Raw genomic sequence first — 26615 nt, forward strand, 5'->3', positions numbered from 1 at the left:
CTAAATATGCAAAATCTAGTGGTATCCCACTACAAAATGACTATATATGTAATATTGAAAAATTTCTAATTTGTACATATACTCGAGAGGCACGTTCAAATCAATAGGAGGGATTCTAATGGGTTACAGTAAAAGTCGAATAGGTACAGCATCTTTTATGACAGTTGCTCTCGCTGTTGGCGCCGCTGGTGGGGTACAAGCGAACAGTGAACAAGCAGGGGAATTTCTAATCGGGTTAGAAGAGTTTTCAACGATGGATGCAAATAATCTAGAAGACAATTATGACATTGAGATCCTTCAAGAATTTGAACACATTCATGTGCTTCATGCCGAACTAACCGAAGAAGAATATGAAGCATTGCTAGACGAAGAGAACATTGCCTTTGTGGAGAGGGACCATACGGTCACTCACTATCAACAAGAAGTTCCTTGGGGCATTGAACGAATTTCAGCACCAGCAGTACATGCGAATGGTCATACTGGTGCAGGGGTTGACGTCGCCGTGTTAGACACGGGGATTCATGAAGCCCATCCTGATTTGGAAGTTGTCGGAGGAGAGAGCTTCGTCAATGAGGACCCACTCGTGGATACGAATGGACACGGTACTCACGTGGCAGGTACGATTGCAGCACTTGATAACGATGAAGCGTACTAGGCGTATCTCCAGATGTGAACTTGCATGCTGTGAAAGTACTAGCAGCGAACGGAAGTGGTAGTTTGAGTGGAATTATCGATGGCATCGACTGGTCTGTTGATAATGACATGGACGTCATCAATATGAGTTTAGGTTCACCGCAAGGATCTGAAGCGATGGAATTGGCCGTAGACCATGCCGAACGTTCTGGCGTCGTTGTCGTTGCAGCGGCGGGAAATGAAGGAACAGGCTGGGGCGGAGGAAGCACCGTCGGTTTTCCAGCAGCTTTCGACTCTGTACTCGCAGTCGGTGCAACCGACGCAAATGATCAAAGAGCAAGCTTCTCAAGCGTAGGAAATGAGCTGGATGTCATGGCTCCAGGAGCGAATATATATAGTACGTATCCAACAAACTCGTATGATTCCTTAGACGGAACGTCAATGGCTGCGCCGCACGTTGCCGGTCTTGCAGCGTTATTAGTTGCCCAAAATCCAACAGCGTCCCCTGAGGAAATAAAATCTACCATTGTTGATACAGCCAACTCAATAGGTGATCCGTTTGAGTACGGTGCCGGCATTATTGATCCAGAAGCTGCACTCGGCGAATAGACACGCCGTGCGAGCAGCGCCCATTCGCGACTAGCGAATGGGCGCTGTATTGCGTTCGGTCGGAGCATCCCTGAATAAAAGAGTGAAGTACTTTCGGTGATCGGGTATCGGCATTCGTTTTCCGGGAACTGGGATTGAAGTACCGGAAAAGTGAGGATATCGGCACTACACTTCCATAAACTGGGTTTTAAATACCGAATAAGTGAGGGTATCGGCATTAGTCATCCAGAAACTAGGATTGAAGTACCGGAAAAGTGAGGATATCGGCACTGCACTTCCATAAACTGGGTTTTAAATACCGAATAAGTGAGGGTATCGGCATTAGTCATCCAGAAACTAGAATTGAAGTACCGAAACCGAGCGTTATCGGCATCGCTCTTTCAAAAAATAGAATTGGAGTAACAAAGCAGTGCCCCTTTCGGCGGCGCGTAAACATATTCTCAGGCTACTTCTCAATAAAACAGACGCTCAGGGGAACTAGCCTGAGCCGTCTGTTATTGCAAGGGGCTCAACAAGGTTCTTAACTTGCTTGCCGAGCAGCTATTTACTCACGTTAATGTCTGCGCCCTGTTGCGGTGGTGCGTCTCCTTCTTTTAGCGGACGCTTTGCCCAGTATGTTGCCATAATCGGACCCGTGATGTTATGCCAAGCGGTACCAATAACACTTGGAATGACTGAAAGTGGAGACAAGTGCGCGGTCGCTAGTGTCACACCGAGTCCTGTATTTTGCATGCCGATCTCGATGGAAACCGCTCTTCGTTGACTTGGTGTCAATCGGACGAGATAAGCAGCGGTATAACCTAAAGCCAAGCCCGCGCCGTTATGCAACATCACTGCGACAAAAGAAATAAATCCTGCAGTTGCGAGTGTTTCTGCATTCGAGCTTACAGCACCAGTAATGATGGCAAGGATGGCTAGTACACTGACGAGCGGCATTACCGTCACCGTTTTCTCAACAATCACCGGCAAGAAGCGGCGAAGGAGGAGACCGAGTGCTACCGGAATAATAATTACTTGGACAATCATCGTAAACATCGCCCAGAATTCGACAGGCATCCATTGACTCGCTAAAAGATAAAGGATAGCTGGCGTTGCGATGGGCGCAACGAGGGTGGACAGCGATGTCATGGAGATTGATAAAGGTAAATCCCCTTTTGCAAGGTAGACCATTACATTTGAGGATGTTCCCCCTGGTACTGAGCCGAGCAGTACGAGACCGATGGCTAGCTCTGGAGGTAAGTTCAGTAGGTAGGCAATCGCAAGTGCCGTTAACGGCATAATTGTATATTGGAAAACGAGTCCGAGCGCGACAGGTATCGGCTGTTTGGCTACTCGCTTAAAGTCCACTGGCTTCATCGTCATCCCCATGCCAAACATGACGATTCCTAATAAAATTGGAACATAAGTATTGATCGGCATGAAAGGTTCGGGAATAAGAAATGCAATGATTGCTGCAGCAATAACGAAAAGTGCAAAAAATCTTCCTGCGAATGAACTGACCCCACTAAGTACCCTCATCATCTATTTACTCCTTTACTTGAATCAGCTTCATCGGGTTCAACCGGCTATCTGGATCAAGTGCTTGTTTGATCTTTTCCATAACGAAGAACGCTTCTCCGTGCTCTTTCTTTTGATATTTCTGTTTGCCGATCCCTACGCCATGCTCCCTGTGCACGTCCCGCCGGCTTCTAATGCAAACTCCACGATTTCTTCGTTTAATGCTTGTGCTTTTCTAATATCTTCAGGATCTTCGGGATTAATCATGAGAAGGATATGATAATTGCCATCGCCAACATGACCGGCAATGCCGCCTTCGAACCCGGAGTCGTCCACAAGCTGCCGTGCGTGTTTAATCGCACTCGCGAGGCTTGAGATTGGGACGCATACATCTGTGACCATCATTTTCTTGCCCGGTGTGCTATGTGTGAACGCATAAGCAAGCGTATGTCGTGCTTCCCAGAGCTTGTTGCGGGCGGCGGTGTCTAGCTCGAATTCAATTTCTTCACACCCGAAATCCCGTACAATCTCTTTCGTGAATGTGAGGTCCTGTTCGAGTCCCGCTTCATTTCCATGAAGTTCAAGAAAAAGAGTCGGTGTGAGCGCATAGTTTGTATCACTGAACTGATTTACTTTTTCAATAGAAGGCTCATCAACGAGTTCACATCTAGCAATTGGGATGCCAGCGTGAAGAATGGAGACGACGGCGTTAACAGCGTCATCAATCGTTGAGAATTCCGCTCTTCCCGCGACGATTTGTTCAGGAATGCCATTCACTTCGAGTGTAATTTCAGAAAAGCAGCCGAGAGTTCCTTCAGAACCGACAAATAGGCCATTCAAATGGTACCCAGAGGAGGATTTCGCTGCTCGATTTCCAGTATGAATGATGGAGCCATCGGCGAGAACGACCTCTAGATCACGAACTTTGTCACGCATAATGCCGTACCGGACCGAACTTGTGCCGCTCGCGTTCGTTGCAGCCATACCGCCAATCGTTGCATCAGCCCCAGGGTCTACCGAAAAAAATAAACCGTACTTTTTCAGTTCCTTATTCAGTTGTGTTCGTGTGACACCAGGTTGTACGGTGACGAGCATATCGTCTTCTCTCACATCTAAGATGGCATTCATTTCTGAAAAATCAATGCAAATGCCGTCGCTAGTTGGAATGACCAAACCTTCTAGACTTGAACCTAAACCAAATGGGTAGACAGGTCGATCATGTTTTTTGGCGACTTGCATAATCTTTGAAATCTCGTCAGCATTGCGGGGAAACACGACAATTTCTGGGTTGACCGGTGTATGATAGGATTCATCTTTGCTATGTAACTCAAGCACTGTTTCATTTGTCGTTACTTGCGACGAATCTAAGAACGCTTGAAAATCTCCGACTAGAGTGGACATTTGTCCTTCCCTCCTGTACAAGTATAGGTTTATAAAGCATTATACACGAAATATATTCATGACGGTATGAATTTTTGAAAGATTTTATAACATTGTCTTTTTGATAGGTAATTCAACAACGACCATCCCTCTTTTCCGTTCTTTTGATAAGATGTTATGGAGGGGGGAGTACCGTGGGAACATCTATGAAAAGATTCGGACTAAACCTGATCGGGTGCTTCGTTCTTGCCGTAGGGATCCAGCTTACGAACCTAGCAGACCTGGCAACATCTGGAGCTGCAGGCTTGTCATTGACGCTAATCGAGCTCATTGATCTACCTTTTCCAGTCATGTTTTTCATAATTAATTTACCGTTTTTCATCTTAGCTCTTTGGAAATTAGGAGTCTCTTACACGCTTCATTCGCTGCTCTCTGTCACGCTCGTTACGGGGATCAGTGCAGGGTTGCAAACCATCCCTATTCAAGACATATCAGTGTATAGCGGATCCTTACTCGGAGGATTTCTCGTCGGTGCTGGGGCAGTTGTCATTTTCCTAAGCCAATCATCGATGGGTGGGGCGACGATACTTGCCGTATACTTACAGCAAAAGAATGCCATTGATCCAGGCAAAGTCATTTTTGGCTTTGATCTGATGGTCGCGAGCATATCATTTCTCCTCTTAGGCGTTCAAAACGGATTTTTAACGATCGTGAACATATTTGTATGCTCTCTCGTGATTAGTCTATCGAAAAAAGCCATTCACACGAGTACTCGACAAGCGGTTAGAGCGTAGCTTGGGGGTCATAAAAACCCCCGCCGATGTTCGGCGGGGCTAACGAACTTTTTAGTGAAAGCAAATCTGTCCGAACTTAATCTACATAAGGTGAACGAAATATATCTTTCAAGAATCCTTGGTCGAGTTGGGATGTCAAGTAGGAGAAAATCGCAGGAAAAGCGGTGTACCCTCATAAACTAGGTAGCAAAGTGAGTGAAAGCGGAAACAGATTACCGCGTCAAATGTACATTTTTTCCCTGAAGCACCCGCATCCTGTCGGCGCGAGCCGCGCCGAACCGAGTGCGGTTTCGTTTCGGCCCCCACGAGGCCGACGTGTCGTTGGCACTTCAGCCTGGAATCTGCGCGCCAGTTGGGACAAACTGCGCGCAGAACGGCCGTTCGTCTTGCCTGTATGTGCCGCTTTCTCCTGCGGCAATGGGTTCAGAGAACCATCCCTTGCATTTCCAAGCCAAAAACCTAGCAAGACGTCGGCGCGAGCCGCGCCGAACCGAGTTCGATTTGGCTTCATCCGCTCTCAGGCCGACAGGTTGCTCGTTTTTGGGCATTGAATCTGTGCCCGAGTTGGAACAACCTGCGTAAAATAGCACCGAGCTCCCCCTCCAACCCAACACCCAACAGTGCAAATCAAGAAAATCTTAAGTTCATCCGATATAGATCACGAAACCCGATGATATTCCAATCGCTGCACAATCATTCACTACACGCTCATCCAAAAAAGAAGCTGTCAGGCTAGTAGAGGCTTTTAGAAGGTTATGCGAGTTTTCATTGGCCTGTCGGTCGATGGGTATTGTTTTAAAGGATCGGAGATAATAGCCGTGATACGGATTCTTTCGTCTTGATCCATAAGGAGCGCTCTGCATAGCGTTCTTCGGTGAGCAGGCTGCTGTCTTTCATATCAAGTAGGAAAAGTTCGTGCAGTTCTTTGGCGACTTTTGTATCATAAACAACCGCGTTCACTTCAAAGTTTAATTTAAAGCTCCTTGGGTCGATGTTCGTTGTACCGACAGAGGAGACTTCTTCATCCACAACAATCGTTTTCGCATGCATAAATCCTTTTTCATATATCCAGATGTTGGCGCCGTATTTTAACAGCTCTCCTGCATGAGCGAGTGTTGCCCAATAGACGAACGGGTGATCAGGTTTGTTCGGGATCATAATGTGGACGTCGATATTGCTAAGAAGGGCAATCTTAAGGGCGTCCATGAAACTTGTATCGGGTATGAAATAAGGTGTTTGAATCTTAATGGTGTTTCGAGCGCTCATAATAAGTTTGATGTACATATTTTTAATGTGCTCGGTTTCAGAGTTTGGTCCGCTATCAACAATTTGCACGGCGCTCGTTCCGGTATGTTCATAATCCCCAAACACAATGTCGGTAATGTCAATCTCATCTTGTTTGGTTGCTTGTTTCCAATCCAAAATAAAACGACCTTGAATATGATCAACTGCAGAACCGGTGATCTTAAAATGAGTATCTCGCCAGTAACCGAATTTCTTTTTTTTGCCCAGATATTCATTGCCGATATTGAATCCACCGATGTAGCCGATTTTACCGTCAATAATGCAAAGTTTACGGTGGTTTCGGTTGTTAATCCGTGGATTAATAATCTTTAAAAATGAAGGGAAGAAAGCTTCGGCCTCGCCGCCATGTTCGAGCAGTTCTTTAAAGAAAGATTTACTCATCGTCCGGGAACCGATGGCATCATAAAGTAGCCGCACTTTGACGCCTTCTTTTGCCTTTTCAACGAGCACGTCGCGGAGTTTACGACCAAGATCATCACGTTGAATAATGTAGTATTGGAGGTTGATTTCTCTTTTTGCTTCTCGAATGTCATCAAACAAGGTGCGGAACTTATCGGTCCCTTCGTGAAACAATTCGACGTTGTTATCCGACGTAATAATTGACGTAGAAGATTGCAAATTAATGAGCATGAGCTGTTCGTACTTATGGTGAATGTCTCGGTCTAACAAAAACTCCTGATGGTCTTTTAGTTGCTCAACTTGCTCGTCTACGGCATTTCTCAAGTAGTTGCGCTCTTCCGCTGATAAATTATAAAAATTTCGATGTTTTAAATGCCGACCAAATAGTAAATAGAGGATAAACCCACCGATAGGAATAAAAAATAAAATCATAAGCCATGCCCATGTTGCGCCAACGTCACGACGCTCCACAAACACGACGAAAAACGCCAATAAAATATTAATAATAAGTACAATCGAAATCAGTTGCGAAAAAAATTCATTAAACACTTGGCAAAATCCTTTCCAAGCCGGAGCCTCCTTTCATTGTAATGAATTCTTGCTCGATTTGCCAACGGGAGGAAGCGGATGTTGTCGAAAAACAATAAATAATCTCTTATTTATCGTCTGTTATAGAGAAAATGTAAGAGATATATTATATTGAAGAGGAGATATATGATTTATAAGCAAAAAATCCAGGGTTTCTGCCCTGGATTCGTTTATGAATAGCGTGATGAATCGGGCGTGTTTGAATGATGAGCCATTCATTATCACTGGGAGGTGCCGAGCGAGTGGCTTTTGATAGGAAAATTATAAGGAAATTAGGAAAATGGTGTCAAAGTGTGCAGAACGAAGATGTCGAACGAGCAGACGGTGAACAACGTGATGTGGAACATATGCTCCGACATTGCAAGTTGACTGACGAAGCGAAACAATACTACGAAATCATTCGCTTTAAACATGACATGATAAAAAACGATCTACTCCAGAACACGCTTTTGAAAGAAAAACCACAAAGAGACGCAATGGAAGAGACGAGTGAAGCGCTTGATTTTTTGTATCATTATATGGAAGGCAACTTGAATTATGAGGAGAGAAACTATCATGCTTCCCTCCTGCATTATCAAACGGCAAAGTTATATATGAAGAACATTCGTGGAAAGAAGAGAGCGGCTCTCTTTCTACAATTGGGAGAAAATTTGTTGAAGCTTGGACAAGTTAACCTGGCCAAAACTCAGTTTAATGAAGCTTTACATATTTCATTTGGCGCTTATGATCAACAAAATGAGTATAAACGCAGCCAAAACATGCTTGCTAGTATACAAGAGCCGAAAAGTAGCCCGCCTGTTTATGAATCGTTGCTTAGTCGTTCTTTGAAAAGAGCAAGATCGACACAGACGAACAAGCAACCTTTCGCATTTCGAAACGGTTACCAGTACTCACCTCTAAAATAACGCAGAGATCCGTTCAAAAGAACGGGTCTTTTCTTTAAATGAATGGACATTGGTTAAAAGTAGCCAATGGTCGCTCTCGTATTCCTCGGTCAGTCGCTCTAGCTGTTCTTTCACTTCTTTTGGACCACCAATAATCATTCGGTGACGATTTTCGGCGATGCGCTGTTTTGATTTTGAGGATAACGGCGTATTTTTTGCTTCTTCGACAGAAGGGATGCGACTGTCCAAACCACGCTCGACATTTAACAGCCACAAGTCTTGGCTTAAAGCGAGCTCTTCAGCATGTTCTCTGTCCTTTCCGCAAATGACAAAAAAGGCAGTGAGTGCGGGTGTGTTGGAGGTGTTGTTCGTTCGGTAAATAGTGTGGGACGCTCGTCCTCTTCCAGGTTGAATAAAATGCCCGTACACATAGCCGACACCTAGCTCAGCCGCGAGCTTTGCGCTGTTCTCTCCAAGTCCTAAAGAATATAAGGCAGGTGCTTCACGAGTTCGTGGTGTAGCCCGAAATCGCTCCTCTCCTCTCAAGAAATTCCGCAACAACCGAAGCTTGTCGGGATACTCGTCCAACTGATTGTCTTTGCCATCGGCGAGCAGTTGGCGAATGGATTCCCCGCCTCCAGGTGAGCGGCCAACCCCACCTTCGACTCGGCCTGGAAACAGTGCCTCTAGTTGCAGAAGTTGTGCTGCGACTTTGTATGGACTGTATTGGGGGAGAAGAATGCCGCCACTTCCGACGTGTATTCGCTCGGTACCCGCAGCTGCGGCACTCATCATAATTTCCGGTGAACTTGAGGTCATGCCTCGGGTGGCGTGGTGCTCCGCAAACCAATAGCGCTCATACCCTAACTGTTCCGCATGGGCGACGAGTTCTAATGTTTTCGCAACCGTCTCTTCGGCGCTCCTCCTTTCGGAGAGGGAATTTGATCTAGAATTCCTAAGTGCATCGTTATGACCCCCTCTTTCACAACTATCTTGTTCCCGAAAGAGAGGGTTTATGAAACGTCGCTCAGAAAAACGATTAGCGAAGCTGTGCGCGTATCGACTCGGCAAGTTCAGGTGACGCTTTTTCAAAAAGGTCAATCACACTACGGGCAGTGTTCGAGTGAATGGTTTTCAAATCAGCGGCTAAATTTTCAACCAAGTGTTGTTTGCCTGTTGGTGATAGATGATCGTAATACGTCCCCGCTTGAGAGAAGTTATCCGGATCTGAGATCTCTGAACGTTGAAGCTCTCCTTCAACATAACGGCCGTTTCCGCTCGTCACGAGTTCATCTGGTGTCCAGTTTGCTTGATCATTCACACGTACACTTCGGAAGTCAGGGCCGATACGTCTGCGCTGTGAATCTGAATAAATATTCGCGCGTCCTTGCAACATTTTATCATCAGACAGTTCAGCCCCATCGATAAGGTTTGAAGGAGAAAATGCAATTTTTTCGACTTCTTCTTTAAAAGAATCTGGATTCGTGTCCAGCACCATTTTTCCAACGGGGATAAGTGGGAATACATTTTCATCCCACACTTTCGTATCATCTAGTGGGTCAAACGATAATTGATGAACGTCGTCTGGATCAATTAGTTGTACGTAAAGCCCGTACTCTACCGGCTCACCTGAAGCGATCGTATCGTACAAATCTCTTCCTGCATAATCGGGGTTTTGTGCACTGAGCTCAGCCGCTTCTTTCGCATCAATGTATTGCTCTCCAGCAAACGGAAGCCACTGGTACTTTACATACTTCCGTTTTCCCGCCCGATTTTTCCAAACGTACGTATTCACACTATGCCCAGGAATATGACGCAAACTCTTCACCGTCCCATGATCGGAGTAGAGTTGTACGACAAAATGAAGCGACTCTGGAGCTCTCGCCACAAATTCCCAAAAACGATTCGGGTCCATCAAATTATTCTTAGGTGATGGCAAAAACGCGCGGATGGCTTCTGGAAAGCGAATCGGGTCGCGAACCGAGAAGATGGGGAGGTGATTGCATATGAGATCAAAGATGCCTTCATCCGTATAGAATTTCGTCGCAAATCCGCGCACATTTCGCGACGTGTCCGGTGTTCCTTGATTGCTAACCGCAAGAGAAAAGCGCACACTTACCGGTACTTGTTGGCCAGGCTCTTGCAGAAAGCATAACGTTGTATCATCAGCTTGGGAATAAAACGTTTCAAAGTATCCAAATGCGCCAAACCCTTTTACATGTACGGGACGATCAATGATTTTTTCATGAACGAACGTTTCCATCGTTTCGTGAAGAACACTGTCTTGTTCGAGTACCGGTCCGTCGTTGCCGATCGTTTGTGAATGAAACTTCGCAGGCAAGTCGCTAGGATAAGAAACAGGAGCCTCTCGCTTTTGCTTGAGCCCACGCACGTGAATGCCGTCTGATCTAGAATATTTCACACCATCACTCCTATAACAATCGATGGTTATTCTTATGATGCAGGAGGCTTGATTTATGAACCCTCCCCTTTTTGCTATACTAAAAAGAAAAAGCGAGCTGATCAGATGGACCGGGCATTCATCATTGGAGACATCCATGGAAATTATGACGAGCTTTTGCAACTGTTAACACATTGGGACCCCGCAACGGAGACACTGATCTTTCTTGGCGACTACATCGACCGTGGGCCCGACTCCTTACAAGTTGTCCGCCACGTCATGCAGCTTGTCAAAGAAGGTGCCATCGCCTTAAAAGGAAATCACGAAGAATGATGATGGAATGGACGAGGGGTGAGCATGAAGCAAGATACTTAAGAAATGGAGGAGAAGAGACGCTGCAATCTTTTATGACAGCTAGTAGTGGAGCAAATGACTTGAGTTTTGCGGAATTTCGCTCAGTGCTCTTAACCGAATTCTCTGAGGAAGTTACGTTTCTTAGTGAACGCCCCCTCTATTATGAATGGAACCAATTTTTGTTCGTACACGCTGGCGTCGACTTGTCGAAAGAGAACTGGCGAGACGGGACAGACGACGATTTCTTGTGGATTCGTGAACCCTTTCATACAGGTTCGAATCAAACAGGAAAGAAGATTGTCTTTGGCCATACCCCGGTAAAGATTTTAAACCGGGACAAAAGCTTCAATCCGTGGTTTTCCGAATGCGGAACCAAAATCGGCATCGACGGCGGTCTCGTTTTCGGCGGGCAACTAAACGGCCTCAAAGTAGCTGCAGACGGGCGCACAGACTGGGTGAAAGTCGAACCGATATCGTGAAGGGGTGGGGGAGTTTCCCTCACCACTGATAGCCGAAAATTGAAGGATGTGAGCGATATATAGCGAATGTAGCAGAGGAAGTTGTATTAGAATTATATGCTGAAAATTTTAAATAAAAAGTAAATATTGCGCGAATGACCCTGACAACGTATCACAACAAGCTAGAGTGCTAAATGGGAAAGGAGATGGGCTCGATCGATGAGGTGCAAAGTATTTCTGCAAAATATGGCGACTTCGGTGAACAGTAATGAATGAAAAGAAGGACGGTTACTTAAATTTATTAAAAAGGCGAAATTTTCTTCTCTTTACGATTGCCCAAGTTACGACGAATCTTGGGGACGGCATTCATATGACTGCCGTAACATTTCTGGCGATTTACCTAGGGCTTCGCCTTTTGAAGTCGGTGTAGTCGCTTTTTGTAGTACGTTTCCTAGAATTTTGTTTGGCCCTATCGGTGGCGTTTATGCAGATAAATGGGATAAGAAGAAAACGATGGTTATTACAGACTTTGTTCGTTTTTTTCTTGTGTTGCTTATACCAGCTCTCTACATTGCTGATGCGCTATCGATTGCAATGATTGCGTTAATTTCCTTTGCTTTAACGAGTTGTTCTCCTTTTTTTGTTCCGGCAAGTAAGGCGTACATACCGAAAATGGTTGGGAAAAAGAATATTAATCTAGCGAATGGTCTTTTGCAAACGACTTTATGGCCATCATTTTTTATTGGTGCTGGATTAGTTGGACCCATCAATGCACTGATCAACTTGCCTTTCGTTCTCGTCATCAATGCGTTATCTTTTGCAATCGCAGGGTTTTTAATTATGTTCATTAAAGCGAACAAAAATGAAGATTATTCATCCGGTGTAAAGAAAGATGTGAAATTATTCTCTAGCTTAAAAGAAGGCTACATCGCTTTACGAACAGAGAAGGCACTTCATTTTACTGTGATGACATTTGGCATTTATACGTTTTTTTGGAGAGGGCTTTTGCAAGTAGCGCTTCCACTATATGTAACTGTCACCTTAGGTGGGGGGCCAGGTATGTTTGGTGTTTTTATGGCTGTTAATGGTGTTGGTGAAATGGTCGGCAGTCTAGTCATGGGGAAATTAAAGGTGGAGCGGCCGATGTCGGTCGCATTTATAGGGGAAATATTATTCGGCGTTGCGATGGTTAGTGTGGCTTTAGCTGGAGATCCTCTTTATATCGCTGTTGTCCTCTTCATCGGGGGAGTCACATCGCCAGTCACTGATATCCCAATATTGTCTTCAATACAGAGAAGCATCCAAGAAAATCACATATCTAAAGTGTTTAGTTACTGGAATACGATGGGCGCTGTTGGCTCATCTTTAGGAACACTTCTCATCGGTATTTGGTTGGAATTCATCTCGCCAAGCACAATGTTCTATATAGGGGGAGCGACCCTCATTCTAGTCGGAGCATTAGGGGTTTACTTGATGAAAATGAAATATGAGCGGTAAAGGGTTTTCAATGATTCATTAAAGCGATCTAGATCGCGTATCTCCTAAAAACCCCCAAAACCCAGGCGACCATCGCCACCTACGGTGCCGAAACGAATGAAAAACGATCTATATAAGTTGAACTTAAGAATTTCATCAAGAATCAATGGCAAGCTTGGTAAAGTGGAAATTGTGCTCGAGTTGCGACTGAACGGTTCTCAAGTTTGGCGAAATCGCAGAAAAAGCGGTCTAATCTTATGAACTAGCGAACAAATTACTGGATCACCTATGATCCTCGCCCCAAAGAACCAACAAGCTGTCGGCGCGAGTCGCGCCGAACCGAGTTCGATTTGGCTTCGGCCCCGCTGGGGCCAACAGGTTGCTCGCTTATGGGCATTGAATCTGCGCGCAAGTTGGAACAAACTGCGCGCAAGTTTAACGAAATCGGCGCTAAAATCGTTCAAAAGCGCAAACTTGCGCGCAGAACGGTAGTTCGTCTTGCCTGCATGTGCCGCCATCCCCTGCGGTAACGGATTTAGAGAACCATCCTTTGTATTTCCTAGCCAAAAACCTAGCAAGACGTCGGCGCGAGTCGCGCCGAACCGAGTTCGGTTTCGTTTCGGTCCCGCCGGGGCCGACGTGTCGTTGGCATTTAGCCTAGAATCTGCACGCAAGTTGGAACAAACTGCGCAAAGAGGAAAATGTTAAGTTCATTCGATCTAGATCGTTAAGGCTGCGATCTAGATCCCTGGACTCCTAGAAACTCCCAATCCCTAACCATCCGTACATCTAACATCCACGGGCGACAGCAAGCTTTTATACAATCTCCATCCGAGCCTCACGGCGTGTGCGGTACACGAATAGAATTGCTGCGAGTAGTAAAGCAGTACCGCTCACGAAAAATGGAAGTGTCGCGGCGTCGGTTACGATGAACAAAAAGCTTGTGATGTCTTGTAAGGCGAAGATAATAAACAGCAACGTACTTGGCACAAGCAGGCCGAGCAATGACAAGTAGCTGCCCGCAAGCCGGGAGACGATACTTGTAACGATGACCATAAGCACGACGATGCTATAGACGATGGCAACGGAGACGAGCATGTACGCTTGAAAGGAAAGGTCATACCAGAAAAATGTTGGCGACATGAACGAGTTGATGCTCGCTTCCCAGAACAAGGTCGTGTCGTTTAGCACCACATACCCGGCAAATAAACTTCCGAGAATGAGTGTCGTGAGCAGTAGGCCGACAAATAGAGCCGCCCACAGTTTCAAGCTGAATACGCGTCTTCCTTTTTTTGTGACGTACTGAAGCGGCCGTACATGATGGTCTCGGTAAAAAGCAGGGCTAATGAACACGACAATCGCAACCAACACGAGCATGCACCCGTTAAAGAGCAACGAATGAAAATTATCCATCACTTGTGCCGGTAAGATTGCCTGGTGTTCACCTCGTGCATTACCTTCAGCAATTCGTTCATTAGCCGCTGCTGTGTAGGAAGGATGTTCGGTGTCGGAATGGTATTGATCCAGGATACTCCGTTCCATCTGGATGAACCAAAACAGCCCATCCGCACTGTCCATGAGCGTGTTCCGGAGCTCTGACATCTCTCGTTCGTCGATGTCATTCGCAAACACCCGGTCGTATGTGCTGACGTTCAGGTCGTTTGCCTCGGGATGATTTGAGATGACCGCGTCTGCCGCTGCGAGTTGCTGTTCGTGATGTACGGCAAATTCAGCCATGTTCTCATCGGTCACCTCGAGCCCGTATTCGTGAACGAGATTCTCAGCCGTTTCGTAATAATACGCATCGCTACCGTTAGGGAAGTGTTGAAAATGGAATTCAATATTCATGACATAAAGTATGGCAGCGATTGGGAGAAAGAGAAGCCACATCCGCCATTGCAGCAGGCGTCGAACTTCTTTTATGAATAAACGCATCGTGTTCTTCCTTTCTGTTAATGAATCGATTGTTTAGAGAAGCATCGAAACGCGACAGTGACCATAATCGAGGCAATCGCACCCCAAACGAGCAGTGTAACGACCTCATACGTTTTTGCTGCAGTGTGTGGTGCAGTCGCAGTGAACCACATGTGCGGATTCATGATTAGCGTCACAGGCGTATACATCCCGTAAAACAGGAAATTGGAACCGGCTGGGGCGAGCAACGGGAGTAACAAGAAGCCACCAGCGACGACCAAGACAACAAAAAAGACGGCATAACTGTTACGAATGAACACACTCGTAAAAAAGACCATTTGCACGATGATAAAGAGCACCGTGTACGTGACGATTAATGCCCCGATCAGAAACGTCAACATCGTGAGCGGCCACCACGTCAAATACGGAAGAGGTCCATCGATATTGAAATACGAGCTCACATACGTATTCCACATTCCAGAGAAGGAATAGGTGAGAAAGAAGACCGTTAAAGAAATGGCCAACACCGTTGTAATAATGAGAAAACTGCTGGCGTTCACCGCTAACCATTTCGTGAACAGCAAACGGCGACCCCGCGCAGTGCTGTATACATGCTGTGCAGTACCGTACGCGTGCTCATAATTCACACTATGCGCGGTGAGCAACGTGAGGATGATTGAAAGCCCGATTAACGAGTAACGAAAGACGTGTTCATAAAGGCTGGCATGCGTTTGCTGTCCAAGGTAAAAGATTGTTTTGTGTTCTTCTTCCTGGAGGAGTGTTTCGTAACGCTCACTGTAGGCAGCGTACTGATTGTGCATCCACTCGGCTTGGTTTCCTTCAAGTGCGTATTGATCAATCGCTTCTTCAGCGAGCCCGGTCATCGTTATTTGTTCATACTCTTCATCGATGAGTGGTGCTTCTTCGACATAGGCATCGCGAACGGCAAGCTCAATGAGTTCCAAAGCGTACGGCTCGGTGATGTCGATGCCTTGAGCCAACTGATCGTTCGCCGAAGCAATTGATGTGTTGTGCGTTTCATTAAAAGCCGCTAACCGCTCTTCATTGTCAGCGGCAACGTCAAACATCCAATTCTCATCGAGGGCATTGCCGTGGGTCTGCACTAGCGATGTTGTGGCGTTTCTTTCGGCGGCAGACGTGTCGTACCAGGCGGAAGAAATGATGAGAACATTGAGTGAGATAAGCAGACCGGTAAGCGATAGAAGAATGGGTGAGCGCAACAATTTCCCCAGCTCATAACCGAATACACTCATTGCCGTTCATCCTGATACACCGTTAAGAACACATCCTCAAGACGTGGGGTTACCATTTCCCAGCCCGGTTCGGCACGAGAAGTTGTGTGAAAACGGGTGAGCACATGCTCTTGTTCCTGTCGTTCACCTAGGACTGCATACGTCTCTCGAAACCGGTCCATCTCTTCATGGGCGACCAACGTTTTGTATACTTGTCCTTGGATGCGACCGCAAAGCGTATGGATGGACTCTTTATAAAGGAGTTCCTGGTCTTTAATCATTACAATTTCATTAGCAATGGATTCCACGTCAGCGACGATGTGCGTACTTAAAATAATAGCGCGCTCTTTGGCGAGTCGGGACAATAAGTTGCGAAACCGAGCACGCTCTTTCGGATCAAGGCCGGCGGTCGGTTCATCAAGAATGAGCAATTGTGGGTCATTCAATAGCGCTTGGGCAATGCCAACCCGTTGAATCATGCCCCCGGAAAATTTCTTCATTTTTTTATGAGCTACTTCCGTGAGTGCAACCGTCTCTAATAGTTCCTCAACTTTGAGCTTCGTTTTTTTACGGTCCAGCCCTTTTAAGGCGGCAATATAGTGCAAGTAACGCGTCGGTGTATCGTTTTTGTAGTAGCCAAACTGCTGGGGCAAATAACCGATCACATCGCGATACGTTGCGCCCATCCGATAAATGTCTTTACCGTCAAAACGAATGCTGCCACTCGTTGGGAACAGTAATGTGGCCATCATTTTTATGAGCGTCGTTTTGCCGGCACCGTTTGGTGCAAGCAGCCCATAAACACCCGTATCAAATTCCAGCGAAAGCTCCTTTAGTGCAGTAAATGAACCGTACTTCTTCGTCACATTCTCAATCGTTAACAACTAGACCTCACCCTTTTGTTTTGTATCGTCAAAAAGCTCCTGAATTTGTGAATAAAAATAATAAAAGCTAGCGATGGCAAGAACGGTATATACACCCGTAGGAACCAATTGGATAATGCCTTCGAGCGGCACGCCTGGCAACAAGTACAAGCCAACAGTCATGGCGATCCATAAAATTGGAAACCCCCAATGCCAAAGCCATTTTTTCTGATTCGTCGTCATTAACGTCAAATAGATCGAGGCAAATAGAAACAAGCCACTGGAGGCGATGGCTAACCTTGTAGTACGGGGATGTGTACACCAAGTTCATTAGCGAACACAACGAACAAGATAATGCCGATGAGAGAGAAAACCGCAATGACGAGTGTACGCAAAGCAATGAGTTGCACGAGACTGAAACGCGTCGCTTGTTCAACTTCAACGCCTGGTTGCTCCATTTTTAAAGCGACGAACAGAAGCATGTGGGCATAAAAATAAAAAGGCGTTCCCATAAACAGCAAACTAAGGGTAGGGAGGGTATGCGCTGCGCTCGCTTCTTTCAGAAAAGCAAACAATACAGCGACGAGCGGCATGAACAATAGGAGAGATAAGACGAGAAACAGCGCTTCGCGTCGATCATAGAAAAGATGGCGAAACCCAATCATTTGATACAGCTTGAACAATCGCCGGTAAAAGCGGTCATTGTCACTCATGCCTTTTCTGACAATGGTTTGAATCTCCTCTTCATTTCTGTGCTCACTCGTCATGACCATCTACCTCCCAAGCGTTCCGAATTCGCTTAACGGTTGTATAATACTTCGTTTTAATCGTTGATTCTGGCATGTTCATTTTTTTTGCCAAGTCGACAAAACGTTCACCTTGTAGCAATTTGCCTCGTACAATCTGCTGCTCAGACTCTTGGAATGTTTGCAAAAGTTCAAGAACCCGATTCACCTCAAATGAACGAAACAACTGCGCTGTGAAATCCTCACTTTGGCGATCGTCAACGTCAATCGCTCGTGTTTTCTTCGCCTGTTGATACGCTTTCGAGCGAAAATAATCAATCACCCGATGGGAAGCAATTGTATAAAGCCACGTGCGAAAGCTTGCCTTTTTTTCATCAAATGAGCGGATCGATTCTAGCATATGGATAAAAATCTCTTGCGTAAGGTCTCGAGCAAGCTCCTCATCGGAAACCTTCGATTTCACATACCCGAGTAGATCCGTATAATACATCGAGACGAGCTCATTCGCCGCGTCATGATGCCCTTTTTTTCGTATTCTCTTAATGAGCTTTCTTTCACGCGACAAACTTCTCACCCTACCTTTTACTTCTCCTAATCTTATATTCGTAATCTAGCGACAAATTGTTTGCGTTATTTTAAAAAAATTTAATAGGTTGGGGGTAAGGGGGCGGGATCGGTCTATGAAATGGTGAAAACCTACAACTTGTTACAACAAGTTCCCACAGCGATTAGGTTGGAGTTTCGAGTTGACGATGTTTTCTGAAGCTGGGCATAAAAAAGGGGCGTCCTATCCCTTTTTATGTGACCATTCACCTTACAAACCGGTCATTTAATGACGCCAAATGCCTCATAAATTGCTATGTGTGACAGTTGGCGGATCTTGTGTGACAATCCAGGTGAATAATGGACCGTTTTACGAAGTGAAATGACTCAAAAACGCAAATATGTGACGATTGAAGTATTTCGCTCATATAAAGATTCCAATAGTTTGCACATAACGGTAGACAGGAGAGTGTTTGGGCTACAGATATCCGCCCGAGTTGTGCCAGCGAATAGAGGTAGCAGACAACTAATTTAGTCAAGACTTGGAATTGTAACCTTTACGTATTGGTCATGATAAGTGGTTGCTAGGGGGGCTGTGCATTGTAATAGGATACTTATTATTAAGGACCTTCATTTGGAGGGTTTTTAATATGGTCGGCAAAATCCTCTTTGTATGGGCAATTGCCTAGTAATATTTCTTGCGCTGTACTTTCGTAATCATATTCGGATACTCTAAGCTCATATTTGTCTGAATCGATGAATAGCCAACAAGCTCCTTTGGCTCGACTCTGTAAGCCAACACTACCTGCATTAATAACCTTCTTAGATAAGATGTCTCTTTCAAATTGAATGTGGGTATGACCGCAAATGATGACTTGCTGTCTTTCATCTTTTATCATCTCATAGACTTCGTTTTCTGGAGTATCAGCTTATTGCTTCTGTATCACTTCTAGGGGAGCCGTGGACAAAAAGATGATCTTTTTCTATGTGTGAAAATGTGAACGACCCTAACCAGTCAAGTTGTTCAGAGGATAGTTGCTCAACGCACCATTGATTTAGCTCATCGACCATAGTTTCTGCTTTTTTCGGCTTCTGGTAGTATTCAAATATCTCTCTGTCACTATTCCCCATGATAAAAGTAAACTCGTCTTTATATGAAAATAGTTTATCCATCACTTTTTTGGGCTGAGGCCCCCAAGCCAAGTCACCGCCAACAATTACTTTATCTACTTTTTCACTTTCGATGTCGACCAAAACAGCTTCTAACGCTCGATCGTTACCATGAATGTCGTATATTGCAGCAATCTTCATCTTGATCACCTTCCATACTTTTATACTCCCTATTCTTTAAAAGTACTCTCTAAAACATTGACTCTCTTCGAGAGAAAGTGATTCACAAATACGTAAACGAATAGACTCCCGATGACTAGACCGAATACGCTAGCTATAGAAAGATGAATAAACAGTGGGACCGATACGATAAATAATTGTACGTATAAGATGATCAAAACAAACTTCAAGAAAGAGGCTTTTATTTGAGCTTTTGAGATTGGATAAAGCATGGCAGTTTGTTTTAGTTGATGTTGTAAAGGGATGATTTGAGAAGCTGTCATATATACAATGAGCAGATGAAAAACCCAACCACTTGTTGGCAGTGCAAAGTTTACAACGATGCTAATGAGGGTTAGTCGCAAATAAAGGTAAAAGTAATCGTTATGTCTAACAAACAACTGTGCGTACAAATAGATGAATGTACGACTCTGACGGGTGGGAATACACTTTTGCACAATCATTGTGAGCAATCGTCTACGCCGGAAAGAATGTTTTAGATAGGTACATCAATGAAAAAGTTAATAAATCTAAGGTTTTTTAATCGGCCACGTTCTTCTTCATCAATTTGCCACAGCCAATTCAACGTTCTTCTTTTTCTCATAAAATAAAGGATGTAGACGACATGTACACTCATGAATATCAGTACATACATCCAGTCATCTTTAAGCAGAAAATAAACCATGAAATAAAGGAGAAGAAAACGATTCAACCGATGCAACAAAAGTTGTATGCGGTTCTCTAGCCATTGTTCAATCCACTTCATTACGATGTTAAAGCCAGCAATGGCCACGATAAATAGAAGAAAGAGAAGATGTAAAGAAGTTGTATCCAAAAATAAGGATATAAAAATCGTTAAGAAAATCACCAATTTACTAACATCAATTACCCAACTATAAAGGAGTGATCGAATAAAATACGGTGTTAATCGCGATTCTAATGGCAACAAAAAGGGGATATCTGCCTTCTCAACAAATGTCCGTACTTTTGTCTGGGTTAAAATGTAAGTGACAATGAGTGACAAAATGACTTCAACAGCTAGTTCAGGAGGAAGCCACTGCACAAATAAATGAAAGAAATAAATGAGAACACTACCAATGATCAGAAAGAAATAAAAAACATTTGCTCCAATGATGGCATAGTACCGAAACATCTTTCGATAATATTCCTGAACTCTTGAACCCCATAATGTTTTTACACTCATTCATACACCTGTACCTTTAGTTAAATTTACGTAGTTACATAAAGATACCATAAACTTCCGGTTTGCGTATTCGTGTCTTCAAGCTAGAAAACTTGTTGTACTCGTAAGAGGCGCATCTTATGATGTAATGAGGACAGTGCTTCACGCGTATTGAAAAATAATAGGGTAGACTGGAGTGCAATATATGAAAACGGAATTCAGAAATTTCGCTCACGATGATTACCAATCGGTCTGTCAATTTCTTATCAAGCTGAATGATGAGAGTCGCCAGAACATTAATTGGAATTGGGCACGCTGGGAGTGGATGTTTTTCCATCCAGAACTTGATATTGAATCATTGGATACGATTGGTTTATGGTTTGACGATGATGAAGTTGTAGGGTTAGCGACGTACGATCATTATAATGGCGAAGCTTCTTTGCGACACTAACAGCGTACAAATCGTTGGAAGAACAACTACTGGAGTATGTGATTGCTAATTTTCAAGACAAGACAGGTCTAGGAATTGCTGTAAATGATGCAAATGAAGCTGGCATTGCTTTATTGGAAAAATACAACTTCGAAATTGCACAACAGTCCGAACAAGTATTAGCATGTGATTTAGAGAATGCTGACTTACACTATGAATTACATCCAGACTTTCAACTGCACAACTTGCAGCCAGAGAATGACTTATATGAACACCATGAAGTATTATGGGAAGGGTTTGAAAACGAAGGCCCTCTACCTCTTGACGAGAAAACGCTCAACGTGCAGAAAAGAATGCTAACGGCACCACATTTAGATTCTTCTCTTCACATCGTAGCGAAGAATCAAGCAGGTTTTGCTGCTTATTGCGGGGGCTGGTATGACAAAACAACGGACTACGCTTATATTGAACCATTATGTACAAAGCCAGCGTACCGTAAGTTAGGGTTAGGGAAAGCATTGGTTCTTGAAACGTTACATCGGTGCGGGTTGATGGGCGCTAAAAAAGCATACGTCATTTCAGACGACTCTTTTTATAAGAATATCGGCTTTGAAGAACACTCCCATTTTTCGTTTTACTGGTATAAGCCCCAAGTTTAATCCTTACAAAAATCATCCTATAGATCATTCTATAGGATGATTTTTGCTGTTTTTCTTGCTGATTTGCTGGAAATCACACCATAGAAACTAGAGATCTTACCATTGATCCATCTATGGTAAGATTTCAGCTACGATAAGGGTCCAATTGTAGAAAATCACACCATAGAACGTTGCGGGTACTCGCTGCCTTGCTTGCAAAACCCCGGGCAACGTCTAGAAATGAACACCTGGCCCAATCGGGATGCCGAGCCATGCGAACCCGAGCAAAAGAAGGGTTGAGCTAATGAGTATGAGGATGGAGTACGGTAAGGTGTACGAGATGAGAGACCCGATTCCAATTCGTTTGTCCCACTCACGGATGAAGCCGAGTATGACGATCATGTATGGTGTGAGCGGTGTGATCATGCCTGTTGCCGAGTCCCCAATTCGATAAGCCATCTGAACGACGGCAGGGTCGTAGCCGAGCTGCATGAACATCGGTACGAAGATAGGGGCTAATATGGCCCACAACCCTGAACCACTCGTAATAAGGAGCGTCATCTTCGCGGACAGCAAGATGACGCCGACAATCGTGACCATGCCGGTAAGATTTACGGATATGAGAAATTCAGCACCGTTGACGGCCATCCAAAGACCGATGTTTGTCCAATCAAAAAACGCCGTGAACTGCGCGATAAAGAAGATGATGACAACGAAGTTTCGAACGCTCGCAATCGCTTCTCCTGAGTATCGCATCACATCGGCTGTTCCTGAGATTTTCTTCATGGAAAATCCGTAAGTGAGACCGACGATGATAAAGAAGACGAGTAAGAAGGATACAATTCCATCGAGAAAAGGAGAAGGGACGAGCCCGCCGTCTTCATTTTGTAACGGTGACCCTGGAAAAAGAGCGAGTGTAGTGATTATCACAACGTATAGCAGCGCCACGACGCCGGTAATTTTTAGCGCCCGTTTCTCTTCGCTTGAAACGGGTTTGATTTCTTTCGTTTTGGTGCCTTCAAATGTACCGAGGCGTGGCTCGGTTACTTTTCTCGTAATCGTACCGGCGATGAGGGTGACGATGAGTACACCAACGACCATAAAAAAGTAGTTGTCGACCGCGGTAACCATCCGGCCATCACCGAGAATGGCGACCGCTTCATTCGTAATTCCGGCAAGCATCGGCTCGTTTGATGTAATCAGTATACCGGTTCCGTAACCGCTGGATGCGCCGACGAAACCTGTAATAATACCAGCTACAGGGTGTCTGCCGAGTGTGTAATAAATCATTCCGGCGAGTGGGGGAACGATGAGAAACGCGGCATCCGATGCAACGGTTGCAAAGTTTCCTGTAAAAAAGACCATGTACGGCACGAGCCATGCAGGAACGGATAACATGAGTGTTTTGATTAAGGATTCTAACAATCCGACACGTTCAGCAAGCCCGATGCCAATCATAAGTGTTAAGACGACCCCGAGTGGCGCGAAGCCAACGAAATTGTCGACGAGCGACGTGACCATATACTCAATGCCTTCTCCAGAGAGCAGGCTGCGGATTTCTAATAATTCGCCATCTTGAGGATGAAGAACGCTCATCCCTGCCCAGTCGAGGATGGTAGAAAGTCCGATAACTGCTGCGATAAGTATGACAAAAATCATTAGCGGTTCTGGCAATTTGTTGCCGATGCGTTCAATGGTGTTTAGAAACTTGAGTGATTTTTTACTTTTTTCAGACGTCATAAGGTGCCTCGCAATCCTTGGTGAATGGTAAATCTCGATAAATTCAGAACATAATGTCGAAAATTATATCTGCTTCTGATTTAGAATGCAACCGGTCATAGGTAATTATTTTGATGGAAATGATCGGTAGACTGGTCGATTTCGTTGCACAAGTTGCTGAATTCTTTTATCCTAGTTAGAGAATGTTGAATCAAGGGGATTGAACAATGAAAAAGCGTGCGTTTGATTGGACAGTCATGTGGATCTATCTACTCGTCGCTGCTGTGCTCATCGTTGTACTGAGAGTACTTGGGTACGATCTGCCGTGGTATGCGCTCATTATTATGTTTGTCGTTCTCTCATTTGCGATTGATATTTTTGTGAATATGGTAAGAAGAGATCGGGCGAAGCAGCAAGCCAATGATAAACAACAATAGAAGACCGATCGAGCTACACACGTAGCTCGATCGGTCTTTGTTATCGATACGTGCCGTGAAGGATCCACGGAGAAGGGAGGTCAAACGGATGATCACTAGGCAGTGTGCGGGCCATCTCTTTTGTGAGGTCCAACCAAACATACGTCAAGTCACCCGTTTCTTTCGTCTGTTCCTCAAATAGTGTGGTGACGGTTTCCCACAACCCGGGCTGATCGGCGGCATCTGGCCACGGATACGCAAGATGCACATAATGGTATTTCTTTTGATCTTTCTTCGCAACGAAAAAGCGATCTTCAGTTGCGTTCTGAAAAAAGCGCCAGTTTGCTACGTCGTCTTCTGAAAATAATGATGGGGTTGCCGGAAACGGATAGTAGCATTCATACGGGAAGACGTTGCCTGAAGACGTGTACGCTTTCTCTAACCATCGGAGTTTTTCAGTTTTGTCGGTGATTTCTGACCACCGCTCACTTCCGTTTGTTAGGCGCTCAGGATGTTGCGTCGTCGCTCCGTGCAGTGTGGCTGTCGGTGTGAGGCCTAGCTTCGTTAACACTCGCCGGGCGGACGTATTGTGTTCTTGGGTGTTTGCCCCAACCCATTGTATTTCTGGAATGGAAAAGGCTTTGTCAATGACGGTTTCCATCAGCTTTGTGGACAGGTTCTGCCGCGGTAGCGGGTGTCGGTTCGCAAGCGTCCGAGCATGGCATACGTGTTCTGGAAAATGGTGAAGCCACCGATGGTGACGAGTTGTTCTTCGATAAACAATCCGTATAAATAGCTATTTCCTGTTACGAGCCGGTCAAAAATATGTAAGATGTAATCGTCTTCGATGCCTGTATGCATTCGCGCAAATACTGAGCGATCTTCTGCGTGTAACTGTCGAATCATCTCAAGCCTCCACTTTCTAAAACGCGTTTAGTGCCATTGTAGCATGCACGCATAAGAAAATCCGCTCACAAGAGTGATGAGCGGATGGAAATTATACATTAATCAAGTAACGTCTCTGGGAATACGGATAAATCGATGCCCCACACGAGTGGAACGAGGAAGTAGACACCAAGAACGATGACAATTGTAGCTACGATATTTAATGCAAAACCGGTTTTCACCATTTCAATGATTCGAAGTTTCCCAGTACCGAACATAATGGCGTTTGGCGGTGTACCGACTGGTAACATGAACGCCATGTTGGCAGCCATTGCACAAGGAATCATGAGCGCAAATGGGTGAACGTCGAGGGCAACAGCAAGTGCTGCTACTACTGGCAAAATCATCGTTGCAGTTGCAGTGTTTGACGTAATCTCTGTCATCATCATGATGAGTAGTGTTGCAGATGCAATAATAATAAACAAGTGGAATCCGTCAAGAACAGTTAATTGCTCCCCTAACCAATCGGACAATCCAGATGAGGTAAACCCTTGTGCGATGGCAAGACCACCACCGAACAGGAGGAGGACTCCCCAAGGAATATCGCGAGAATCGGCCCAAGTTAGAATTCTTCCTCCTTGAGCACGAACGGCTGGGATGGAGAAAAGAAGTACAGCGGCAAGAACAGCGATCAGTCCATCCGAGATGCCAGGAATTTCGACGATGAGTGCATCATCGCCTGACCAGAAGAATCCACGGGTAATCCAGAGGAAGGCGGCGAGTAAAAACACCATTCCGACCATCCACTCTTCATAGGTCGTTTTCCCGAGTTTATGACGCTCTTCTTGTATCACTTCTCTACCGCCAGGTAAGTGCTTAATGCTCGTTCTAAAGGCCATACGACCGAGGTACAGCCAAGCAACCGCTAACATAATAATAACGAGCGGCACCCCGAACAGCATCCACGTAGCGAATGAGATTTCAATTCCGAAGATTTCCTGCATTTGACCGGCAAGAATAATGTTAGGAGGCGTACCAATTAACGTACCGACCCCGCCGATCGTACCGGCATAACCGATAGCAAAGATAAGGGATTTCTCGAACTTTGGAAAATCTTTTTCTTCAGGTTTGCCTTTCAGTGCAGAAGCGACTTGGGCTGTAATCGCAAGCCCCATAGGGATCATCATCATAACCGCTGCCGTGTTGGATACCCACATCGAGATAAAACCAGTAGCTAACATAAACCCGAGCAATATACGCTGGGTACTCGTGCCGATGACTGAGATGATAAATAAAGCCATCCGCTTATGCAAGTTCCACTTTTCCATTGCAGTCGCAATGAAGAAACCGCCTAGAAATAAGAAAATAATATCATCGCCATAAGCAGAAGCGACGTCCCCGCCTTCCATTGCCCCTGTAGTAGGTAGCAAAATTAAGGGAAGTAGAGATGTTGCCGGAATCGGTAAGGCTTCAGTGACCCACCATGTCGCAATCCAAAGCGTAACCGCAAGTACAGCAACGCCGTCTGGTCCAAGCCCTGGAGGATCGAAGAATAAATAAATGAGTAGAAAGAGTGTCGGACCGAGCAATAACCCAATAAGCTGTGCACGAGAGTACGGTTTGTTCGGCTTTTGGTCGTCCCCGTTATCGTCATTCCCAGGTGCATTCGCGGTGTTGTCGGGCGAATCCTGTTCTCGTTTCTTCGCCGCCTTATCGACATCTTTTTTATAAGAAAAAATATTTAGAAGATCTTTTGTTCGGTGGTGTTGCTTCCATAAGTTTTGCCAAGTTGTCTGAAATGTAGCTTTCATTGAATATTACCTCCCTTGAAAACGCTTACGCACATTTTCCACAATTTCTTGACAAATTTCTACCTTTTTTAATTAAACGAAAGCAAAAGAAAAAACAGCCTGAAAGA

General features: G+C 45.0%; 29 protein-coding genes and 1 pseudogene. 11 read left to right on the forward strand and 19 right to left on the reverse strand.

Annotation, left to right across the window (positions count from 1 at the left end):
• The first annotated feature begins 118 nt into the window (after positions 1–118).
• Together JCM19037_RS28065 and JCM19037_RS28070 are read left to right on the forward strand one after the other, a co-directional pair.
• Positions 119–655 (forward strand): S8 family serine peptidase, encoded by a 537-nt coding sequence (locus JCM19037_RS28065; RefSeq protein WP_052363438.1) that lies wholly within the window; start codon positions 119–121, stop codon positions 653–655.
• Between the two features lie 14 nt (positions 656–669).
• Positions 670–1242, forward strand: coding sequence for a S8 family serine peptidase (locus tag JCM19037_RS28070; protein WP_052363439.1), 573 nt, complete (start codon positions 670–672; stop codon positions 1240–1242).
• Positions 1243–1782: 540 nt separating this feature from the next.
• Here JCM19037_RS28070 and JCM19037_RS01945 read toward each other — a convergent pair.
• Together JCM19037_RS01945 and JCM19037_RS01950 are read right to left on the reverse strand one after the other, a co-directional pair.
• Positions 1783–2760 carry a bile acid:sodium symporter family protein gene (locus tag JCM19037_RS01945; RefSeq protein ID WP_042397391.1) on the reverse strand — a complete coding sequence of 326 codons (978 nt, stop codon included), beginning with the start codon at positions 2758–2760 and terminating at the stop codon, positions 1783–1785.
• 7 nt (positions 2761–2767) lie between these two features.
• A pseudogene (locus JCM19037_RS01950) lies at positions 2768–4140 on the reverse strand (FAD-binding oxidoreductase).
• Positions 4141–4313: 173 nt separating this feature from the next.
• Here JCM19037_RS01950 and JCM19037_RS01955 point away from each other — a divergent pair.
• Positions 4314–4913 (forward strand): YitT family protein, encoded by a 600-nt coding sequence (locus JCM19037_RS01955; protein WP_052363440.1) that lies wholly within the window; start codon positions 4314–4316, stop codon positions 4911–4913.
• 795 nt (positions 4914–5708) lie between these two features.
• On the opposite strand, the gene cls is transcribed toward JCM19037_RS01955, so the two are convergent.
• Complete coding sequence (gene cls / locus JCM19037_RS01965; protein WP_042397280.1) at positions 5709–7166, reverse strand: cardiolipin synthase; 1458 nt, start codon at positions 7164–7166, stop codon at positions 5709–5711.
• A gap of 245 nt (positions 7167–7411) precedes the next feature.
• Here cls and JCM19037_RS01970 point away from each other — a divergent pair, with 245 nt between their 5' ends.
• The gene (locus JCM19037_RS01970) at positions 7412–8110 is read left to right on the forward strand and encodes a hypothetical protein (protein ID WP_255357831.1); all 699 of its coding nucleotides are present in this window, start codon (positions 7412–7414) and stop codon (positions 8108–8110) included.
• On the opposite strand, the gene JCM19037_RS01975 is transcribed toward JCM19037_RS01970, so the two are convergent.
• Positions 8102–9160, reverse strand: coding sequence for an MsnO8 family LLM class oxidoreductase (locus tag JCM19037_RS01975; RefSeq protein ID WP_307189702.1), 1059 nt, complete (start codon positions 9158–9160; stop codon positions 8102–8104). The two genes, JCM19037_RS01970 and JCM19037_RS01975, sit on opposite strands and share 9 nt — an antisense overlap.
• Complete coding sequence (locus tag JCM19037_RS01980; protein ID WP_042397398.1) at positions 9129–10481, reverse strand: catalase; 1353 nt, start codon at positions 10479–10481, stop codon at positions 9129–9131. The genes JCM19037_RS01975 and JCM19037_RS01980 overlap by 32 nt, the downstream gene beginning before the upstream one ends.
• Before the next feature lie 78 nt (positions 10482–10559).
• Here JCM19037_RS01980 and JCM19037_RS26455 point away from each other — a divergent pair, with 78 nt between their 5' ends.
• From JCM19037_RS26455 to JCM19037_RS01990, 4 genes are all read left to right on the forward strand, one after another.
• Positions 10560–10823, forward strand: a complete 264-nt coding sequence (locus JCM19037_RS26455; protein WP_238544491.1) for a metallophosphoesterase — start codon at positions 10560–10562, stop codon at positions 10821–10823.
• Positions 10820–11323, forward strand: a complete 504-nt coding sequence (locus JCM19037_RS01985) for a hypothetical protein (protein WP_052363442.1) — start codon at positions 10820–10822, stop codon at positions 11321–11323. Before JCM19037_RS26455 ends, JCM19037_RS01985 begins: the two co-directional genes overlap by 4 nt.
• Before the next feature lie 247 nt (positions 11324–11570).
• The gene (locus JCM19037_RS26460; protein ID WP_238544492.1) at positions 11571–11732 is read left to right on the forward strand and encodes a hypothetical protein; all 162 of its coding nucleotides are present in this window, start codon (positions 11571–11573) and stop codon (positions 11730–11732) included.
• Positions 11733–11761: 29 nt separating this feature from the next.
• Positions 11762–12799, forward strand: coding sequence for an MFS transporter (locus JCM19037_RS01990; RefSeq protein ID WP_238544493.1), 1038 nt, complete (start codon positions 11762–11764; stop codon positions 12797–12799).
• Between the two features lie 795 nt (positions 12800–13594).
• Here the strand turns inward: JCM19037_RS01990 and JCM19037_RS02000 are convergent.
• The 10 genes from JCM19037_RS02000 to JCM19037_RS28090 form a co-directional block, all read right to left on the reverse strand.
• Entirely contained in the window at positions 13595–14713 is a 1119-nt protein-coding gene (locus JCM19037_RS02000) for a hypothetical protein (RefSeq protein ID WP_042397290.1), read from the reverse strand.
• Positions 14714–14730: 17 nt separating this feature from the next.
• Positions 14731–15966 carry an ABC transporter permease subunit gene (locus tag JCM19037_RS02005; protein WP_042397294.1) on the reverse strand — a complete coding sequence of 412 codons (1236 nt, stop codon included), beginning with the start codon at positions 15964–15966 and terminating at the stop codon, positions 14731–14733.
• On the reverse strand, positions 15963–16829 hold the full coding sequence (locus JCM19037_RS02010; RefSeq protein WP_042397298.1) for an ABC transporter ATP-binding protein: 867 nt from the start codon (positions 16827–16829) through the stop codon (positions 15963–15965). Before JCM19037_RS02010 ends, JCM19037_RS02005 begins: the two co-directional genes overlap by 4 nt.
• Positions 16830–17084: a hypothetical protein gene (locus JCM19037_RS02015; protein WP_042397302.1), complete on the reverse strand. Its 255-nt coding sequence runs from the start codon at positions 17082–17084 to the stop codon at positions 16830–16832.
• Positions 17085–17101: 17 nt separating this feature from the next.
• Positions 17102–17575: a hypothetical protein gene (locus JCM19037_RS02020; RefSeq protein ID WP_042397305.1), complete on the reverse strand. Its 474-nt coding sequence runs from the start codon at positions 17573–17575 to the stop codon at positions 17102–17104.
• Positions 17565–18119, reverse strand: a complete 555-nt coding sequence (locus tag JCM19037_RS02025; RefSeq protein ID WP_042397307.1) for an RNA polymerase sigma factor — start codon at positions 18117–18119, stop codon at positions 17565–17567. The genes JCM19037_RS02020 and JCM19037_RS02025 overlap by 11 nt, the downstream gene beginning before the upstream one ends.
• A gap of 598 nt (positions 18120–18717) precedes the next feature.
• Positions 18718–18996: a metallophosphoesterase gene (locus JCM19037_RS28075; RefSeq protein ID WP_052363444.1), complete on the reverse strand. Its 279-nt coding sequence runs from the start codon at positions 18994–18996 to the stop codon at positions 18718–18720.
• 25 nt (positions 18997–19021) lie between these two features.
• The gene (locus tag JCM19037_RS28080) at positions 19022–19408 is read right to left on the reverse strand and encodes a metallophosphoesterase (RefSeq protein ID WP_052363445.1); all 387 of its coding nucleotides are present in this window, start codon (positions 19406–19408) and stop codon (positions 19022–19024) included.
• 29 nt (positions 19409–19437) lie between these two features.
• Positions 19438–19890: an ABC transporter permease gene (locus JCM19037_RS28085; protein WP_042397309.1), complete on the reverse strand. Its 453-nt coding sequence runs from the start codon at positions 19888–19890 to the stop codon at positions 19438–19440.
• A 32-nt stretch (positions 19891–19922) separates the two neighbouring features.
• Positions 19923–20630 (reverse strand): ABC transporter permease, encoded by a 708-nt coding sequence (locus JCM19037_RS28090; protein WP_042397312.1) that lies wholly within the window; start codon positions 20628–20630, stop codon positions 19923–19925.
• A gap of 184 nt (positions 20631–20814) precedes the next feature.
• On the opposite strand from JCM19037_RS28090, the gene JCM19037_RS21830 reads away from it, so the two are divergent.
• Together JCM19037_RS21830 and JCM19037_RS02045 are read left to right on the forward strand one after the other, a co-directional pair.
• The gene (locus tag JCM19037_RS21830; RefSeq protein WP_052363446.1) at positions 20815–21060 is read left to right on the forward strand and encodes a hypothetical protein; all 246 of its coding nucleotides are present in this window, start codon (positions 20815–20817) and stop codon (positions 21058–21060) included.
• A 14-nt stretch (positions 21061–21074) separates the two neighbouring features.
• Positions 21075–21698 carry a GNAT family N-acetyltransferase gene (locus JCM19037_RS02045; protein WP_052363447.1) on the forward strand — a complete coding sequence of 208 codons (624 nt, stop codon included), beginning with the start codon at positions 21075–21077 and terminating at the stop codon, positions 21696–21698.
• Between the two features lie 213 nt (positions 21699–21911).
• Here JCM19037_RS02045 and JCM19037_RS02050 read toward each other — a convergent pair whose 3' ends face one another.
• Positions 21912–23417, reverse strand: a complete 1506-nt coding sequence (locus JCM19037_RS02050; RefSeq protein ID WP_042397315.1) for an AbgT family transporter — start codon at positions 23415–23417, stop codon at positions 21912–21914.
• Positions 23418–23623: 206 nt separating this feature from the next.
• Between JCM19037_RS02050 and JCM19037_RS02055 the strand changes: the two genes are divergently transcribed.
• Positions 23624–23833 (forward strand): hypothetical protein, encoded by a 210-nt coding sequence (locus JCM19037_RS02055; protein WP_042397316.1) that lies wholly within the window; start codon positions 23624–23626, stop codon positions 23831–23833.
• Between the two features lie 40 nt (positions 23834–23873).
• Here JCM19037_RS02055 and JCM19037_RS02060 read toward each other — a convergent pair whose 3' ends face one another.
• The 3 genes from JCM19037_RS02060 to JCM19037_RS02065 all read right to left on the reverse strand — a co-directional run bounded on the left by JCM19037_RS02060 (position 23874) and on the right by JCM19037_RS02065 (position 26508).
• On the reverse strand, positions 23874–24473 hold the full coding sequence (locus JCM19037_RS02060; RefSeq protein ID WP_238544494.1) for a GNAT family N-acetyltransferase: 600 nt from the start codon (positions 24471–24473) through the stop codon (positions 23874–23876).
• Positions 24473–24718 (reverse strand): hypothetical protein, encoded by a 246-nt coding sequence (locus JCM19037_RS26475; protein WP_238544495.1) that lies wholly within the window; start codon positions 24716–24718, stop codon positions 24473–24475. Before JCM19037_RS26475 ends, JCM19037_RS02060 begins: the two co-directional genes overlap by 1 nt.
• Positions 24719–24816: 98 nt before the next feature.
• The gene (locus JCM19037_RS02065; protein WP_042397319.1) at positions 24817–26508 is read right to left on the reverse strand and encodes a DASS family sodium-coupled anion symporter; all 1692 of its coding nucleotides are present in this window, start codon (positions 26506–26508) and stop codon (positions 24817–24819) included.
• Positions 26509–26615: the final 107 nt, after the last annotated feature.

The sequence above is a fragment of the Geomicrobium sp. JCM 19037 genome (assembly GCF_000698105.1).
GTDB lineage: Bacteria > Bacillota > Bacilli > Bacillales > Marinococcaceae > Geomicrobium_A.